This is a genomic window from Caulobacter sp. 05L422, from assembly GCF_056397765.1.
Genome location: NZ_JBFTOB010000002.1, coordinates 339,237 through 355,456, shown reverse-complemented (window position 1 = coordinate 355,456; position 16,220 = coordinate 339,237). Strand labels below are relative to the sequence as shown.

The 16,220-nt window shown below is 68.6% G+C and carries 15 protein-coding genes; 3 read left to right on the top strand and 12 right to left on the bottom strand.

The window, feature by feature from the left end:
- Positions 1 to 18: 18 nt before the first annotated feature.
- From AC1DMQ_RS03935 to AC1DMQ_RS03920, 4 genes are all read right to left on the bottom strand, one after another.
- The gene (locus AC1DMQ_RS03935) at positions 19 to 714 is read right to left on the bottom strand and encodes an HAD family hydrolase (RefSeq protein WP_477032241.1); all 696 of its coding nucleotides are present in this window, start codon (positions 712 to 714) and stop codon (positions 19 to 21) included.
- An 81-nt stretch (positions 715 to 795) separates the two neighbouring features.
- A complete protein-coding gene (locus AC1DMQ_RS03930; protein WP_477032240.1) occupies positions 796 to 972 on the bottom strand; it encodes a hypothetical protein in 177 nt (58 codons plus the stop codon).
- Positions 973 to 1,068: 96 nt separating this feature from the next.
- Positions 1,069 to 1,203, bottom strand: coding sequence for a hypothetical protein (locus tag AC1DMQ_RS03925; RefSeq protein WP_477032239.1), 135 nt, complete (start codon positions 1,201 to 1,203; stop codon positions 1,069 to 1,071).
- A gap of 120 nt (positions 1,204 to 1,323) precedes the next feature.
- Positions 1,324 to 1,617 (bottom strand): DUF1272 domain-containing protein, encoded by a 294-nt coding sequence (locus tag AC1DMQ_RS03920; protein ID WP_477032238.1) that lies wholly within the window; start codon positions 1,615 to 1,617, stop codon positions 1,324 to 1,326.
- 325 nt (positions 1,618 to 1,942) lie between these two features.
- On the opposite strand from AC1DMQ_RS03920, the gene carA reads away from it, so the two are divergent.
- Positions 1,943 to 3,109: a glutamine-hydrolyzing carbamoyl-phosphate synthase small subunit gene (gene carA / locus AC1DMQ_RS03915; protein WP_477032237.1), complete on the top strand. Its 1,167-nt coding sequence runs from the start codon at positions 1,943 to 1,945 to the stop codon at positions 3,107 to 3,109.
- 179 nt (positions 3,110 to 3,288) lie between these two features.
- Here the strand turns inward: carA and AC1DMQ_RS03910 are convergent, their stop codons facing one another.
- From AC1DMQ_RS03910 to putA, 5 genes are all read right to left on the bottom strand, one after another.
- Positions 3,289 to 4,902 carry a carboxylesterase/lipase family protein gene (locus tag AC1DMQ_RS03910; RefSeq protein WP_477032236.1) on the bottom strand — a complete coding sequence of 538 codons (1,614 nt, stop codon included), beginning with the start codon at positions 4,900 to 4,902 and terminating at the stop codon, positions 3,289 to 3,291.
- Positions 4,903 to 5,126: 224 nt separating this feature from the next.
- Positions 5,127 to 6,452, bottom strand: coding sequence for a glycoside hydrolase 5 family protein (locus AC1DMQ_RS03905; protein WP_477032235.1), 1,326 nt, complete (start codon positions 6,450 to 6,452; stop codon positions 5,127 to 5,129).
- Between the two features lie 150 nt (positions 6,453 to 6,602).
- Positions 6,603 to 7,775 (bottom strand): carboxynorspermidine decarboxylase, encoded by a 1,173-nt coding sequence (locus AC1DMQ_RS03900; RefSeq protein WP_477032234.1) that lies wholly within the window; start codon positions 7,773 to 7,775, stop codon positions 6,603 to 6,605.
- Between the two features lie 5 nt (positions 7,776 to 7,780).
- Positions 7,781 to 8,986, bottom strand: a complete 1,206-nt coding sequence (locus tag AC1DMQ_RS03895) for a saccharopine dehydrogenase family protein (RefSeq protein WP_477032233.1) — start codon at positions 8,984 to 8,986, stop codon at positions 7,781 to 7,783.
- Between the two features lie 202 nt (positions 8,987 to 9,188).
- A complete protein-coding gene (putA, locus tag AC1DMQ_RS03890; RefSeq protein ID WP_477032232.1) occupies positions 9,189 to 12,281 on the bottom strand; it encodes a bifunctional proline dehydrogenase/L-glutamate gamma-semialdehyde dehydrogenase PutA in 3,093 nt (1,030 codons plus the stop codon).
- Between the two features lie 441 nt (positions 12,282 to 12,722).
- Here putA and AC1DMQ_RS03885 point away from each other — a divergent pair, with 441 nt between their 5' ends.
- Entirely contained in the window at positions 12,723 to 13,190 is a 468-nt protein-coding gene (locus AC1DMQ_RS03885; protein WP_477032231.1) for an Lrp/AsnC ligand binding domain-containing protein, read from the top strand.
- 1 nt (position 13,191) lies between these two features.
- Here AC1DMQ_RS03885 and AC1DMQ_RS03880 read toward each other — a convergent pair whose 3' ends face one another.
- Both AC1DMQ_RS03880 and AC1DMQ_RS03875 read right to left on the bottom strand, forming a co-directional pair.
- On the bottom strand, positions 13,192 to 13,653 hold the full coding sequence (locus tag AC1DMQ_RS03880) for a DUF4145 domain-containing protein (RefSeq protein WP_477032230.1): 462 nt from the start codon (positions 13,651 to 13,653) through the stop codon (positions 13,192 to 13,194).
- Between the two features lie 194 nt (positions 13,654 to 13,847).
- Complete coding sequence (locus AC1DMQ_RS03875) at positions 13,848 to 14,441, bottom strand: CGNR zinc finger domain-containing protein (RefSeq protein WP_477032229.1); 594 nt, start codon at positions 14,439 to 14,441, stop codon at positions 13,848 to 13,850.
- Positions 14,442 to 14,531: 90 nt separating this feature from the next.
- On the opposite strand from AC1DMQ_RS03875, the gene AC1DMQ_RS03870 reads away from it, so the two are divergent.
- The gene (locus AC1DMQ_RS03870) at positions 14,532 to 15,047 is read left to right on the top strand and encodes a lipocalin-like domain-containing protein (RefSeq protein WP_477032228.1); all 516 of its coding nucleotides are present in this window, start codon (positions 14,532 to 14,534) and stop codon (positions 15,045 to 15,047) included.
- 96 nt (positions 15,048 to 15,143) lie between these two features.
- On the opposite strand, the gene AC1DMQ_RS03865 is transcribed toward AC1DMQ_RS03870, so the two are convergent.
- Positions 15,144 to 16,028 carry a pepsin/retropepsin-like aspartic protease family protein gene (locus AC1DMQ_RS03865; RefSeq protein ID WP_477032227.1) on the bottom strand — a complete coding sequence of 295 codons (885 nt, stop codon included), beginning with the start codon at positions 16,026 to 16,028 and terminating at the stop codon, positions 15,144 to 15,146.
- Positions 16,029 to 16,220: the final 192 nt, after the last annotated feature.

Here is a 16,220-nt window from a genome sequence, read left to right as displayed (position 1 = left end):
TCCCCACGGGAGAGGGTTTTAAGCGAGCGAATCCACCCAGCCTGGCAGTTCCCCGATCGAGCCCAACTCCGCATACCGCGCGTGCTCCTTGGGCGCCGTCGCCGCTTCATGCGCCCAGACCAGCGGGTAGGGGATCAGGGCCGCCCAGGCGCCGGCGTCCAGGGCCGAGATGATGTCGGACTTCACCGAATTGCCGGCCATCACCGCGGCTTCCGGGCCCGTGCCGTGGCGGGCGAAGACCCGGCGATAGGTGTCGGCGTCCTTCTCCGAGACGATCTCGACGGCGGCGAACAGGTCGCCCAGGCCCGAGGCGGCCAGCTTCTGTTCCTGGTGCAGCAGATCGCCCTTGGTGATCAGCACCAGGCGGTAGCGCTCGGACAAGGTGGCCAGGGCCTTCTCGACGCCGGGCAGGGGCTCGACCGGCTCGGTCAGCATCTCGCGGCCCGAGGCCAGGATCTGGCGGATCACCCCGATGCTGACCTGGCTGTCGGTCAGCTCCATCGCCGTCTCGATCATCGACAGGGTGAAGCCCTTGGCCCCGTAGCCGTAGAGCCGCAGGTTGCGCTTCTCGGTCTCGGCCAGCTTGGCCTCGATCTGCGCCTCGTCGCCATAGGGGGCCAGCAACTCGACGAACCGCTTGTGGGTCAGGCGGAAGATGGTCTCGTTGTGCCAAAGGGTGTCGTCGGCGTCGATACCGACGGTGGTGACGGGCATGGAAGGCTCTCCGGGTCTCGGCCGGGTGATACGCCGCGTCGGCGCCCTAGGCAAAGACGCCAGGAAAAAAGGGGAGAGCCGTCAGCCTTCCTTGTCGCCGCCGTCGTCCGGGTTTTCACCGTCCGTCCGGAACGTGCGTTCCTCGAGCTTGAGACGTTCCTCCTCGAACCGGTTGGTCAGGTGGAGCATCTGCTCGGTCAGGTTCGTCGAAACGGCCGAAGCTGGTTCTTCGTGGGCGTCGTCATGGGGATGGGTCATGCACAGGTACAGATACAGTTAGAGCGCCCCCGCCCGCACCAGACCTAACGATGTCGGCTACCCGACGTTCCCACGGCCAAGATAGGTTTTTCGCGCCTAGAAGCTCTGCAGCAGGAAGATCGCCGCGGCGACCGGGACGGCGGCCACGAGCATCACGCGCAGGCTCGTCTCGACCAGGCCGAACCAGCCGGCGTCGGCGGCGGGGGCGATGCGGGCGACGAGCGTGCTCATGGGATCAACTCCTTGAAGCTCCACCATGAGCCTCAAGAGATTAACGCGGGGCCGTCGCCGATGGATGCCGCCCCGCGACAAGTTGTTCCAGCTGTGGCGCCGAAGAGACGGTGCGCGCGGTCAGGCCCAGGACGGCGGCGGCTGTCGCGTGTCCGACGGCGGCGGGCGCACGCTGGCGCAGGCCGGATGGGCCTTGTAGACGCGCTTCAGCGAGGCGGGGAAGCGATGCAGGGCCGCGACCGGCCGGATCGGCCGCGCCGACAGGTCGCCGCCGCAGTTGGGACAGACCCCGGAGAATCGCGTCTCCACGCAGTCGATGCAGAAGGTGCATTCGAAGGTGCAGATCCGCGCGTCCGCGCTGTCGGGCGGCAGGTCGCGATCGCAGCACTCGCAATTGGGGCGCAGTTCGAGCATGGGCCGTCCTCCCGTGTTCTAATGCTTATTGTGGCGCTTAACCCTTCCAGCATAAGGGCTTGAGGGCTTCCCGCGCGAGGGGACTCTTTCACTGATCACGGGAATGTGGGCGGACGCCCCGACTCCCGTGATCAGAGGGGTTGACCCCCCCGCCATACCCCCCTAGACACGCCGCCGTTTGCGCGGCGGTCGGGCCAAAAGCCCGACCGCCTTCTTGCAAGCAGAGTCMGGCGTTAGCCGGACGCGGGCAGGGGTTACTCCTCGCCCGCCTTTTTGCGACAATGACCTGCCCCTCGGGGCGCGCGTTCTGGAGGCGCTTTTCGAGATGTCCAAAGACCTTCTCCCCGGCGTTACCGGCGTTCTGGCCCTGGCCGACGGCACGATCCTGCAAGGCGTGGGCTGCGGCGCGACCGGCGATGCGGTCGGCGAGGTGTGCTTCAACACCGCCATGACCGGCTACCAGGAGATCCTGACCGACCCCTCCTACATGGCCCAGATCGTCGCCTTCACCTTCCCGCACGTGGGCAATGTCGGCACGAACCTCGAGGACCTGGAGCAGATGGCCGGCGGCGCCGAGACGGCCGCCCGCGGCGCGATCTTCCGCGACGCCCCGACCGACCAGGCCAACTGGCGCGCCAACAGCGACTTCGACGGCTGGATGAAGCGTCGCAACATGATCGGCCTGGCCGGCGTCGACACCCGCGCCCTGACCCGCAAGATCCGCGAGACCGGCATGCCGCACGGCGTGATCGCCCACTCGCCGACCGGCCAGTTCGACCTGGACGCCCTGGTCGCCAAGGCCAAGGCCTGGGCCGGCCTGGAAGGCCTGGACCTGGCCAAGGACGCCTCGACCACCCAGACCTTCACCTGGGACGAGGGCCTGTGGTCGTGGCCGGAAGGCTACGCCAAGCTGGACAAGCCGAAGTACGAGGTCGTGGTCCTGGACTACGGCGTCAAGCGCAACATCCTGCGCGCCCTGGCCCACGTGGGCGCCCGCGCCACGGTGGTGCCGGCCAACACCTCGGCCGAGGACATCCTGGCCCGCAATCCCGACGGCGTGCTGCTGTCCAACGGCCCGGGCGACCCGGCCGCGACCGGCGAATACGCCGTGCCCGAAATCCAGAAACTGGTCGCCAGCGGCAAGCCGGTGTTCGGCATCTGCCTGGGACACCAGATGCTGGCCCTGGCGGTGGGCGCCAAGACCGTGAAGATGGAGCAGGGACACCATGGGGCCAACCACCCCGTGAAGGACCTGACGACCGGCAAGGTCGAGATCGTCTCGATGAACCACGGCTTCACCGTCGACAGCGCCTCGCTGCCGAAGGCGGTGACCGAGACCCACGTCTCGCTGTTCGACGGCACCAACGCCGGCATCGCCCTGACCGACAAGCCTGTGTTCTCGGTGCAGCACCACCCGGAAGCCTCGCCGGGGCCGACGGACAGCCTGTACCTGTTCGAGCGGTTCGCCGGGCTGATGGACGCGGCGAAGTAGAAAGCCTCTTTCTCACCCTCTCCCATGGGGAGAGGGAGGGACCCAAGCGAAGCTTGGGAGGGTGAGAGGTAGCCGGCGTGCCGGCAGGCGTCGGCGTGAAAACGGTGAGGGTGTAACCCCTCACCCTCCCACCGCTACGCGGCGGGCCCCGCCCTCTCCCTCTGGGAGAGGGTTTTCTTTTAAGTCCCGAACTGGATGAACGGGACCTTGTTGAACAGCTCGCGCTCGGCGCCGCGCGGGTCGTTCTCCAGGCGCGAGACGTTGTCGAACACCATGGTCTGGCGCTGGGTCAGGTCGTAGGGCGGCCAGTTGGGCAGGGACGAGGTGTTGGGGTTGCCGGTCCGCGCGAAGGCGATGAAGGCGTCGGCCAGCCGTTCGTGCATGGCCACCGCGTCCGGACCCGAGCCGGTGATCACGCCGGGGGCGTCGAAGTTGCCGAACACCAGCTGCATGTCCAGCGTGTGGGGCGCGCCCCAGGCGCCGCCGTCCTTGGGCGCGCGCCAGTCCAGCTGGTAGGCCCAGGCGGGGGCGCCGGCACGGGCGCGTTCCTCGTCCTGGATGATCGCAGCCTTCCACGAGCGGCCCGCCGTCGACGCCGCGAAATAGACGTCCGACGGCGTGTAGTTCGGATAGATCTTGCGATAGGCCGCCACCACCGTGGCCGGGTCGATGTCGATGCGGGCGTTGAACTGGCTGGGCAGCTTGGCGATCACCTGCTCCCAGGTCATGTCCAGCAGGGTCTTGTCATAGCCGACGAAGCCGCGCGTCTCGTCATGGGTGTTGCCGCACATCATCGGCACGGACAGGCCCACCGGCGAGGCGTCGGGGAAGAACGGGTGGCGGGTCAGGGTCCGCTCGTCCAGCACCGGACCCATATAGACCCCGCCGCTTCCGGCGATCGGGTCCGTGGCCTTCAGGCCGCCCAGGAAGGTCTCGGCGGGCAGGGCGCGCAGGGCGGCCAGGTCCTTGACGCCCAGCTTGTCGATGAAGCCCTTGGCGCGCTTGGTGGCGTTGAACGGACCGGCGGCGGTGACCTGCTGGCCGCTCATGGTGGCGGCGCGGTGGAACAGGCCCTTGGCGCTGGGCATGGCCATCAGGGTGGCGATCTTGGCGCCGCCGCCCGACTGGCCGAACAGCATGACGTTGCTCGGATCCCCGCCGAACGCGGCGATGTTGTCGCGCACCCATTGCAGGGCCAGGACCAGGTCCATCTGGCCGGTGTTGCCGCTGTCGGCCACCGACGGATCATCGAACAGACGGGACAGGTACAGGTAGCCGAAGGCGTTGAGCCGGTGGTTGACCGTGACCACCACGACGTCGCCGCGCTTGGCCAGCTTGGTCCCGTCGTACCAGGGGCTGGCGCCCGAGCCGGTGTTGTAGGCGCCGCCGTGGATGTAGAACATCACCGGCCGCTTCTTGCCGTCTTCCAGCCCACCCTTCTTGCCCGCCGTGGCGGGCGTCCAAATGTTGAGGAACAGGCAGTCCTCGCTCTGGCTCTCGCCGCTCTCGCCCTTGCCCTGGGGACAGGCCGCGCCGTAGGCCAGGGCGTCGGCGACGCCGGTCCAGGGCTTGGGCGGCTGGGGCGGCATGAAGCGTCCCGCGCCGCCGGTGTCGGCCCCGTAGCGCAGGCCCTTGAACACCTGGACGCCTTCGCCGGTCGCGCCGCGCACCTTGCCGTAGGTGGTGGTCACCACGGGGCCGGGCTTGGCGGCCAGGGCCGGGCTCGAGGCCAGGGCGAGGGCCGCGCCCGCGCCGGCGATCAGGCCGCGACGATCGACTTGGAGATGGTCCATGAGCTTCCTCCGACGCGGTTGGGCTCGCGTTCGGCGGAATCGCTACCACGGATCATGACACCGGTGACAACCCCTTTTTGGGGTTCTCGGAAGAGGCCGCGAACCTGAAGGTCCTCCCCCTGTGGGGGAGGCGGCGCGAAGGCGCCGGTGGGGGGATTGGTCCCACCTCACCATCACTCCCCCCTCCGTCGGCTGCGCCGACACCTCCCCCATGGGGGGAGGGCCTAGAGGGCGTGAACCGCCTTCGCATGCTCACGCACCACGGCCAACGTCGAGGCGTCGGCGTCGAACACCCCGAACAGGCCCTGCTCCTCCTGCGGCGGATCGCCCACGTAGGCCCGGTCGCCCATCTTGAACCAGGCGTCGGCATGCTGGGCGCGGCCCTCGCCGTTCCAGGCCCAGAAGTTGGTGCCGGCCAGGGGACCGCCGGCCTTCATGTCGGCTTCGACCAGGCCGAACATCATCTTGTAGAAGCGGTCGCGGTGCGTGGTCGGGCCGCCCGGCGTGAAGGCGCGGTCCTCGCGGATCAGACCGAACTCCTCGATCACCAGCGGCTTGCCCATGGTCTTGGCGATGGCGATGTGGCGGGTGACGTAGTCCCGGCACTTGGCCTCGCCGGCCGCATAGGTGGCCGGCTGGTTCTTGAAATCGATCCAGCCCCAGTTGTTGGGCCAGACGTGCAGGGTCAGGTAGTCGATGCTGGCCGGCTTGTGGGCCTCGACCACGCAGGCCTCGCGCTGCAGGCAGCCCATGGCGCCCTCGCTGCCGGTGGTCACCAGGTGGCGCGGGTCCAGCGACTTGATCAGGGCCGAGGTGTCGGCGATCCAGCGATAGTAGGTCGGCAGGTTGGGCACGCCGAACGCCTCGCTGCCGCCCGGGCGCGGCTCGTTGGCCAGTTGCCAGGCCATGATCGTCGGGTCGTCGCGATAGGGCTTGCCGGTGACGCTGCTGACCCGGCCGACCAGGGCCCGCAGGTAGTGCTGGAACAGCGCCTGGGCCTTGGCGTCGCCGTAGAAGCGGGCCGAGTAGTCGGCGAACTCCGGCCACGGATGGGCCGGGTCGCCCTGCTGGAACCACTGGCCGTTGCCGGTCCAACGAAGATAGGCCGGCATGCCGCCCGACCAGTCCCAGAAGTTGTTGACGTAGATCACCGCCTTCATGTCGCGCCTGGCCATTTCGGCCAGCACCACGTCCAGCCCCGTCAGCAGGTCCTGGTCGTAGTCCTCGCCGGAACCGCGGAACGTGGGGGAGATCGCCACCTTGGCGGGTGACGTCTCGCCCGCGCCCAGGATGCGCAGGTTGGTGACGCCCAGGGCCTTCAGCCGGTCCAGCTCGCGACCCAGCCGCGCGGTGTCGCCCGAGACCCCCGGCGAGCCCAGCCAAGCCCCGTACCAGAGGTTCGCCCCGACGAAGCGATAGGGCTCGCCGCCCAGGCTGAGGCGGCCGTCCTTGACGGTGACGAAGGCGGGGGAGGGGGTGTCAGCGGCGCGGGCCTGGCTCGCGACCATCGCGGCGGCGCCCGCGACCAGCAGATGGCGTCTCGACAGCATGCTTGCCTCCCCTTGTTTTGACGCAGCCTAGCGGGAGGTGGCGGCGCTGGGGAAGGGATTAAATAAAATTGATTTCAGAATGTGCGTCTTTTCTCTCCCGGGGAGGGGCGGCAAGACGCTCCATGGAGGCCCGACGGGGCGCGGACGTACTCAGGAAAGCCGGTCGCGGAAGTCCGTGTAGTCGAACTGCCGGACCAGTCTCAGCGTGTCGGTGTCGCTGTTCCACAGCGCGATCGCGGGCAGGGGGACGCCGTTGAAGGTGTTGGTCTTGACCATCGAATAGTGCGCCTGGTCGAGGAAGGCGATGCGCGTTCCCGGGGCCGGGAGCGAGGCGAAGACGTAGTCGCCGATGATGTCCCCGGCCAGGCACGAGGGGCCGCCGATCCTGACCGACACGCCCACCTCACGCTCGTCCAGCATCGCCGGCCGATAGGGCGCCTCGATGACGTCGGGCATGTGGCAGGTGGCCGAGATGTCGGTGACGGCGACGGGCAGACCGTTCTCGAAGGTGTCGAGGATCTCGCCCACCAGGACGCCCGCGTCCAGGGCGATGGCCTCGCCGGGTTCGATATAGACCTGCAGCCCATGGCGCTCGGCGATTTGGGCCAGCAGGGCGACCAGGTCGTCCTTGCGGTAGTCGGCGCGAGTGATGTGGTGGCCGCCGCCGAGGTTCAGCCACTTCAGGCCGCCCAGCATCCCCTCGAGCTTCGGCTCCAGGGACGTCCAGATCCGTTGCAGCGGCTCGAACCCCTGCTCGCAGAGGGCATGGACGTGCAGGCCGTCGACGCCTTCCAGATGCTCCGGGCGCAGCTGCGAGACCGGAAAGCCCAGGCGCGAGCCCCTTTGACACGGATCGTACTTGGCGACCTCGGCCTCGCTGTGCTCGGGGTTCAGGCGCAGGCCGATGTCGAACACCTGGCCTTGCTCGCGCGCCGCCGCGACGAGGTCGGCGAACCGCGCCACCTGGTCGGGCGAGTTGAAGATCACGCTGTCGGACAGCCGCAGGATCTCGGGCAGGTCCTGGCGCTTGTAGGCCGGCGAATAGGTGGTGAGGTGGCCGTGATAGTGCTCGCGCGCCAGCCGCGCCTCCCACAGGCCCGAGGCGCAGACGCCGTCCAGATACTCGCCCACGACGTCGGCCAGCGACCACATCGAGAACGCCTTCAGCGCCAGCAGCACCTTGGCGCCCGCCCGGTCGCCGACGTCCTTGAGCGTGGCCAGGTTGCGGCGCACCGCGACCTCGTCGACCACGAAACAGGGCGACGGGACGCGGTTCAGGTCGAAGCGTGCGAAGGCGCCGGGACCGCCGGCCTGGGTTTCCATCGTCGTCAGAACGCCAGCGGCGCCGCCAGGTCCTGGACGTTCCAGGGCAGGCCGTGCCGGTTCAGCATGTCCATGAACGGGTCGGGATCCAGCTGCTCCATGTTGAACACGCCCGCGCCCTTCCACTGGCCGGTCAGCATCAGGGCCGCGCCGATCATGGCCGGCACGCCCGTGGTGTAGCTGACCGCCTGGTTGCCGGTCTCGGCATAGGCTTCCTGGTGATCGCAGATGTTGTTGACGTAGACGGTCCGGGCCTTGCCGTCCTTCTCGCCCGTCGCGATCGTGCCGATGTTGGTCTTGCCCTTGGTGATCGGCCCCAGCGACGACGGCTCGGGCAGCAGCGCTTTGAGGAACTCGATCGGGATGATCTCGCGGCCCTGGAACATCATCGGCTCGATCCGGGTCATGCCGATGTTTTCCAGCACCTCCAGGTGCTTGAGATAGGAGTCGCCGAACGTCATCCAGAAGCGGATGCGCTGGATCTCGGGGTAGAACTTGGCCAGGGATTCCAGTTCCTCATGGTACATGAGGTACATGTTCTTTTCGCCCACCTGGTCGAAGTCGAACACCTGCTTGTGGCTCAGCGCGGGGCCTTCGATCCACTGGCCGTTTTCCCAGTGACGCGACGGGGCGGTCACTTCGCGCAGGTTGATCTCGGGATTGAAGTTGGTGGCGAAGGGCAGGCCCGTGTCGCCGCCGTTGCAGTCCAGGATGTCGAGCGTGTCGATCCGGTCCAGCAGATGCTTCTTGGTATAGGTGGTGAACACCGAGGTCACGCCCGGGTCGAAGCCGCTGCCCAGCAGCGCCATCAGGCCGGCGTCCTTGAAGCGGTCCTGATAGGCCCACTGCCAGCTGTATTCGAACTTGGCCTCGTCGCGCGGCTCGTAATTGGCCGTGTCCAGGTAGTTCACGCCGGCCGCCAGGCAGGCGTCCATGATGTTGAGATCCTGGTAGGGCAGGGCCAGATTGACCACCAGGGCGGGCTGCACGGCCTTGATCAGCGCCGTGGTCGCGGCGACGTCGTCCGCGTCGATCGCCGCGGTGTCGACGGTCACGCCGGTGCGCTGTTTCACGGACTGAGCGATGGCGTCGCATTTCGACTTCGTGCGGCTCGCCAGCGTGATGTGCGAGAAAATGTCCTTGTTCATCGCCATTTTGTGGACAGCGACCGAACCCACGCCGCCAGCGCCGATAACCAGCACCCTGCTCATTTGGGCCTCTCCTAAGCGTCTAAAAACCCTGTCCAGCATAGTCGCATGGACGAGGGGCGGGGGTCTTATCATGCGGATGACAGGTCTGCTAACCACTCGTAGCGGACCGCCGTTACCTCGGTTGCCGGCGCGCCGGCCGACGTGAAGGCGGCGGGGGCCTGATCCCGCCCTCTTCCCGTCGGCCGAGGGTTTCCGCGGCGTTCTACAGGTTCAGCAGCGTCGGATCGCCGCCCTGGGCCGTGATGTTGATGCTCAGCGCCCGCTCGACCGCGTAGCGCAGCAGGGCGTGAGGACCGCCGGCCTTGGGGCCGGTGCCGGACAGGCCCTCGCCGCCGAACGGCTGGACGCCGACCACGGCGCCGGTCATCGAGCGGTTGACGTAAGCGTTGCCGGCCGGGACCAGGCGCTGGACGTCGGCCGCGAAGCTCTCGATCCGCGAGTGGACGCCCAGGGTCAGGCCGTAGCGGCGGGCCGCCAGGGCGCCGGCCACCTGTTCCAGGTCTTCCGGACGGTAGCGCACCACGTGCAGCACCGGGCCGAACACCTCGCGCTCCAGGAAGTCGGCGGCGGGGATCTCGGCCAGGACCGGGGCGAAGAACGTGCCGGCCTCGGGGGCGGGCAGGGTGTGCAGCACCTTGGCCTCGTGGTTCAGGCGCGCCAGGTGCTTGTCCAGCGCCGCCTTGGCCTCGGGGTCGATGACCGGGCCGACGTCGGTGACGGCCAGGGCCGGGTCGCCGATCACCAAGGCGTCCATCGCGCCCTCCAGGCCGTCGATGATGTGCTCGGCGGTGTCTTCCGGCAGGAACAGCAGGCGCAGGGCCGAGCAGCGCTGGCCGGCGCTGCCGAAGGCCGACAGGATCACGTCGTCGATCACCTGTTCGCGCTGGGCGGTGGTGTCGACGAACATGCCGTTGAGGCCGCCGGTCTCGGCGATGAACGGCACGATCGGGCCCTGGCGCTGGGCCAGGGTCTGGTTGATCCGCCAGGCGGTGTCGGTGCCGCCGGTGAAGGCCACGCCGTCCAGGCCCTCGTGGGCGGTCAGGGCCGCGCCGACGGTCTCGCCGCGACCCGGCAGCAGGGCCAGCAGGCGGTGGTCCAGGCCGGCGGCGTGGTACAGCTTCACGGCCTCGTAGGCGATCAGCGGGGTCTGCTCGGCCGGCTTGGCCAGCACCGCGTTGCCGGCCGCCAGGGCGGCGGCGATCTGGCCTGTGAAGATGGCCAGCGGGAAATTCCACGGGCTGATGCAGACGAACACGCCGCGACCGGCCAGGCGCAGGGTGTTGGTCTCGCCGACCGGGCCTTGCAGCACCTCGCCACCCAGGCCGAACTGCTCCTCGGCCAGCTTGGCGTAGTAGCGGCAGAAGTCGACGGCCTCGCGCACCTCGGCGATGGCGTCGGGCAGGGTCTTGCCGGCTTCGCGCGCGAGGATGGCGCACAGGCGCTCGAGATTGGCCTCCAGGGCGTCGCCCATGGCGCGCAGGACCTCGGCGCGGGCGGGGCCGCCGGCCTGGTCCCACGTCGGCTGGGCGGCGCGGGCCAGCTTGAAGGCCTGGTCGATCTGCGGCAGCTGGGCTTCGGACACCACGCCCACCACGCGCTCGTGGTCGGTCGGGCTCTGCACCGGCATCGGCGGGGCGCCGGCGGTCAGCTTGCCGCCGATCAGCGGGCCGGACGACAGGGTCAGCTTGTCCAACTCGGCCACGTGGGCGGCCAGGCGGTCGCGGTCGGCCTTCACCGACAGGTCCAGGCCCGCGCTGTTCTTGCGGCGGGGGCCATAAACGTCGGTCGGCGTCGGGATCTTGGCGTGGCGGTCGGGATGGGCCTCGACCGCGGTGATCGGGTCGACCACCACCTTTTCCACCGGCACCCGCTCGTCGAGGAGGGCGTGGACGAAGCTGGTGTTGGCGCCGTTCTCCAGCAGGCGGCGGACCAGGTAGGGCAGCAGGTCCTCGTGGCCGCCCACCGGGGCGTAGGCCCGCAGGACGACGCCGTCATAGAGGTCGTCGGCGGCCTTGTAGAGCGCCTCGCCCATGCCGTGCAGACGCTGGTGCTCGATCTTGACGCCGGCGTTCTTCGACATTCGGACCACGGCCGCCAGGGTGTGGGCGTTGTGGGTGGCGAACTGGGCGTAGAGGTGCGGAGCGGCCTCGATCAGGGCCTTGGCGCAGACCAGGTACGACAGGTCGGTGGCGGGCTTGGTCGTATAGACCGGATAGTCCGGACGGCCGGCCACCTGGGCGCGCTTGATCTCGCTGTCCCAATAGGCGCCCTTCACCAGGCGGACCATCAAGCGGCGGCCGGTCTCCTTGGACAGGGCGGTCAGGCGGGCGATCACCTCGGGGCAGCGCTTCTGGTAGGCCTGGACGGCCAGGCCCAGGCCGGTCCACGCGCCCAGCTCGGGCTCGCGGCACAGGCGGTCCAGCAGCTTCAGCGACAGGGCCAGGCGGTCGGCTTCCTCGGCGTCGATCGTGAAGTTGATGTCGTACTTGGCGGCGATCTTGGCCAGGCGCAGGACGCGCGGATAGAGCTCGTCCCAGACGCGGGCCTCTTGCGTGGCCTCGTAGCGCGGCGTCAGGGCCGACAGCTTGACCGACACGCCGTGGCCGGCTTCGGGGCCGGCCTTGTTGGACAGCTTGCCGACCGTCAGGATCGCGTCGGCATAGGACTTCTCATAGCGGGCGGCGTCGGCGGCGGTGCGGGCGCCTTCGCCCAGCATGTCGAAGCTGCAAATGTCGCCGTCGTTGGCGGCGCGCTTGATGGCCGCCTCGATGGTGCGGCCCAGCACGAACTGCTCGCCCATGATGCGGATGGCCTGGCCGACGGCGGCGCGGATCACCGGCTCGCCCAGGCGGCCGGCGATCTTTTTGATAAACGCCGGCAGGTCCTTCTGGGCCTGGTCGTCGGGCTCGACGATCTTGCCGGTCAGCATCAGGCCCCAGGTCGAGGCGTTGACGAACAGGCTGTCGCTGCCGCCCAGGTGGGACGCCCAATCCGCCGAGCCGATCTTCTCGGCGATCAGCTTGTCGCGGGTGTCGTCGTCGGGGGTGCGCAGCAGGGCTTCGGCCAGGCACATGAGCGCGAGGCCTTCACGGGTGCCGAGGCTGAACTCCTGCAGGAAGCTTTCGACCACGCCCTGCTTGCGGACGCTGCGGCGGGCGCCGCGCACCAGGGCCTCGGCCTCGGCGCGGACGGCGGCGCGGTCTTCGCTGCTCAGGGCCTGGGCGGCCAGCAGGTCGGCGATCACCGTCGCTTCGTCGCGGTACTTGCCGTCGTCCAGGGAGTCCCAATCGGTCATGGTCGCCTCGTTATAGAATATCGTCGCTATATCGTCGGCTTGTTCGAAGGTGCTTCGTTTGTTGCGTTGTCACGCTGTACGATCTTCGGCGAAATCGCCGAAAGTCGTCGTCCACTCCAGACGCGCGACAAGCGGCCGCGGCCCGGCGTGCGGGAGCATGATCGTCGGGTGCGGGATGGGGAAGGGGAGAGGTGGGAAGGGACGCGATACGGGGGAGGTCGCGCGTCCCTTCCGCTCTCACACGGCGCCTACGGGGGAGAGGGCGCCGCGTCTGCGCTCCGCCGGGGGGGGAGTGGCGGAGGCTGATCCTAGTCCACCGGGGCGCCGAGGGGGGAGTGGCGGCCAAGCTCGCTAGGACGATCGAGGGTATAGTCCTGCTTCTTGTGAAGGTGCTTTGTTTGTCGATATAAAATTCCGAATTATCTTCGGTGAAAACGGGAAATGGCCATGTCCGCTCTAGATGACACCGATCGCCGGCTTCTGCGGGTCCTGCAGGCCGACGGCCGCATCACCAACGCGGAGCTGGCCAAACGCTGCAACCTGTCGCCGGCCGCCACTTTCGACCGTGTAAGGCGGCTGCGCGAGCGGGGCTTCATCACCGGCTACGCGGCCCTGCTGGACCCGGCCAAGGTCGACCGCGCCCTGCTGATCTTCGTCGAGGTGGTGCTGGACCGCACGACCGGCGACGTCTTCGAGGAGTTCGGCGCGGCGGTGCGCCGGGCGCCCGAGATCCTGGAATGCCACATGGTGGCCGGCGGCTTCGACTACCTGATCAAGGCCCGGGTGCGCGACATGGAGGCCTATCGCAACTTCCTCGGCGACATCCTGGTCAAGATGCCCGGCGTGCGCGAGACGCGGACCTATGCGGTTCTGGAAGAGGTGAAGAGCACGGTGCAACTGCCGCTCTGATTTATTGCGCAGATGCCTGTTTGGCCTGTTCGGTTCCCCGGCGAATTTTTGCTGTCAGGACGAATAGAAACTGACCTAAAGCCTCTGCAAATTCGACAGATTGCTTCGCTTCGTCAGGGGTGACGTGAGGTTTCTTTTCGTCCGCATGCCTAGGTCTGTTTGACCCGAGGCGCACCTCGTGGGCCCAATCCCCCATGGCACCCGTCAGTATGTTTTTCCCGACGGCTTCATCAATTCGGGAATATAGCGAACCATCTCGCAGTCCAAAACTCTTCAACATTGCATCGACCGCCGAACCCGACATCACAGCCGCAGCGTCCGGCGCATGAAGGGTGTCGAAAGCCTGTTGTAGGAATGTCTTCGCGGGCTCGGGTATATCTTCGTGAACCGCCCGGCCTTCGGGGAAGATAGCGGCTATATGGGCATTGTTCGCTCCGTCGCCTGGATAGCCTTTTGCTGTCACTAGAGAACCGCAGTTCGTGCAAACATAAACCGCCCATCTACTCGGTGGGCCTCCATCGCCCCGGGGGACGAAGTTATCCGGTGCCCATAGTTTCCTAATTTGAGGTCGAGGAACGGAGCAGTGCGGGCACCTGGGTAGTGGTAGCTGCTGCGCTATTTGCACGTACTTGCTCCCGCCGGTCTGCAAGCTCGACTTTAGTCCGTTGTGTTTGCAAAGCTAGAGCCCCGCTCCCGCTTCCGATACTCCGCCACCTTGGCCTTGTTCCCGCAGGCGCTCATCGAGCACCAGCGGCGGTCGCCCTTGCGGGAGGTGTCGACGAACAGCACCGCGCACGGCGGGCCCTCGCACTGGCGGATGCGGTCGCCGAAATCGCCGCCCAGCAGCGACACGCCCTCGCGGGCCAGTTCCGCCAGCAGGCCTCGCACGTCGCCGGCCAGGTGGGCGCGGCCGTCGGCGCCCAGTTGCAGCGGCGCGGCGGGCAGGGCGGCGTAGCCGTTCAGCAGCTCGCGGTCGGCGTCGGGCAGGGCGGTCCCTTCGGCGCGCGACAGGGCCAGGCGATAGAGGGCCTCGCGCAGCGACCGGGCCTGGACCAGGTTGCCCTCGGTGGCGCCCGGCGCGGCCTGGGCCAGCTCCGCCGCCACGAGCCAGCGGTCGAGGTCGGCGGGCGTGGCCAGCAGGTCTCGCGGCGCGGCGCCCAGCCGGCCGACCATCGTCGCCGCCAGGTCAAGGGCCGGACTGCCGCCGCGAAACTTGAACCCGTCGCGGATCTCCGCCTTCGCCGTCGTCATGCCGCGCTCCAAACCGGATTGACAGGTTACGGTGCTTCGCCGATGGTCCGCAAGATAACCTGATAAATAGGTTACATGCTGGAGGGCAAGATGAAATCGATCACGAAACGTCGCCTCGGCGCGGGTCTGGCGCTGGCGACCACGTTGCTGGCGCCAATGATCGCCGGAGCGGCGATCGCGGCCGAGCCCTCCCTGGCCGGAACCTGGACCCTGGCGGCGGCCGACCGCCTCAAGCCCGACGGCTCGCGGGCCCGCGACTACGGCCAGCACCCGAAGGGACGGCTGATCATCGACGCCCAGGGCCGCTACAGCCTGCAGATCTTCGACGGCGACCGCCCGCGCATCGCCTCGGGCGACAAGGCCAAGGCCACGCCGGAAGAGCTGTCCGGCGCGGTGATCGGATCGTCCACCCATTACGGAACCGTCGCCATCGACCCGGCCGCCGACGTGCTGGTCTTCCGGATCGAGGGCGCGTCGTTCGCCAACTGGGACGGGACCGAGCAGCGGCGCAAATACACCCTGACCGCCGACAGCCTCAGCTACCAGGTGCCGACCCCGCGCCCGGACGGGTCGATCCCGATCTCGGAGTGGCGGCGGGAGCGGTAGGAGAACAAGCCGGGGACATGCCCTTGCGGCGTGTCCCCATCAGACGCAGAGCGAGACTTGGGGACACGCCGCAAGGGCATGTCCCCGTCGGCGTTCCTAACGCCCCGCCGGCGCGATCCAGGCCCGCTCCTCGGCCAGGTCCAGTGTCACCACCCACTGCTGAAGCGCCGGGACGCCGATGTTGCCGTCCAGGATCATGTCCTCGACCAGCACCTTGCCGCTGATCTTCGGACCGCCGACCAGGGTCATCTCCACGGACTGGCCCTTCTGGATCGCCGGATCCAGGCCCAGCAGGTCGGCGACGTGCTTGCCGATCACCAGGGCGCCGGTGCTGCCGCAGTCCAGTTCCAGCCAGATCCGACCCTTGGCGGTGGGAGCGGCGACGAACGGCGTCAGGGCCAGGCCCATCGCCTCGCGGCTGAAGCGGACCGGCACCTCGACGCCTTGGCGGGCGCGGGCTTTCAGGCTGTCGGGCGTCTCGACGATCAGCCGGCGGCCGGACAGGTCCAGGGTGACGGCGCGGCCGGCGAAGGCGTCCAGCGCCACCGAGCCGTCCAGCGGCGGGGCGTCCTTGGGCAGCAGGGTCGAGAAGTCGATGACCCCGGCGGTCGGGGCCTTCAGCGGCAAGCCCGCGGCCGTCAGGCCGACGTCGTCGCAGCGCGGCGCGTCGACCCGGTCGCCCCGCATCCGGAAGCCGGTGACCCGGCCCCAGGGCTTGCAGCCGATGGAGTCGGCGAAGGGCTGCGAGATCACGGTGATGCCGCCGGCCGTGTCGAGCAGGAAGCGGCGCGGCTTGCCGTCGACGTCCGCCTGGAACGACCAGAGCACGCCCAGATAGGGCTCCAGCGGGATGGCGACCGGCCTGGCGGGCGGGGCGGGGCGCGCGGGCGCGGCGAAGGCGGGGTTCGTCGCGAGCATCAGGCCGATCGCGGCCGCTCCGCCCCAGACAAGGCCGCCCAAGGACCGCAAGATCGCGCGCATGTTCCTACCCCCGATGCGGGCGCCGTGGCGCGCGCCCTGGACCCTTGGTCGCCGTTCCGGGCTTGGCGGTAAAGTGAACTCGCGGTCATTCGCGACGAGCCGAGCGCCGGCCGCGACGAACGGCGGATCCCCCAAGTAGAAGGGGCGCGCGGGATTTGGGGGGTGCGCGCCCCTTCCGGCTTGGCGGCGTCG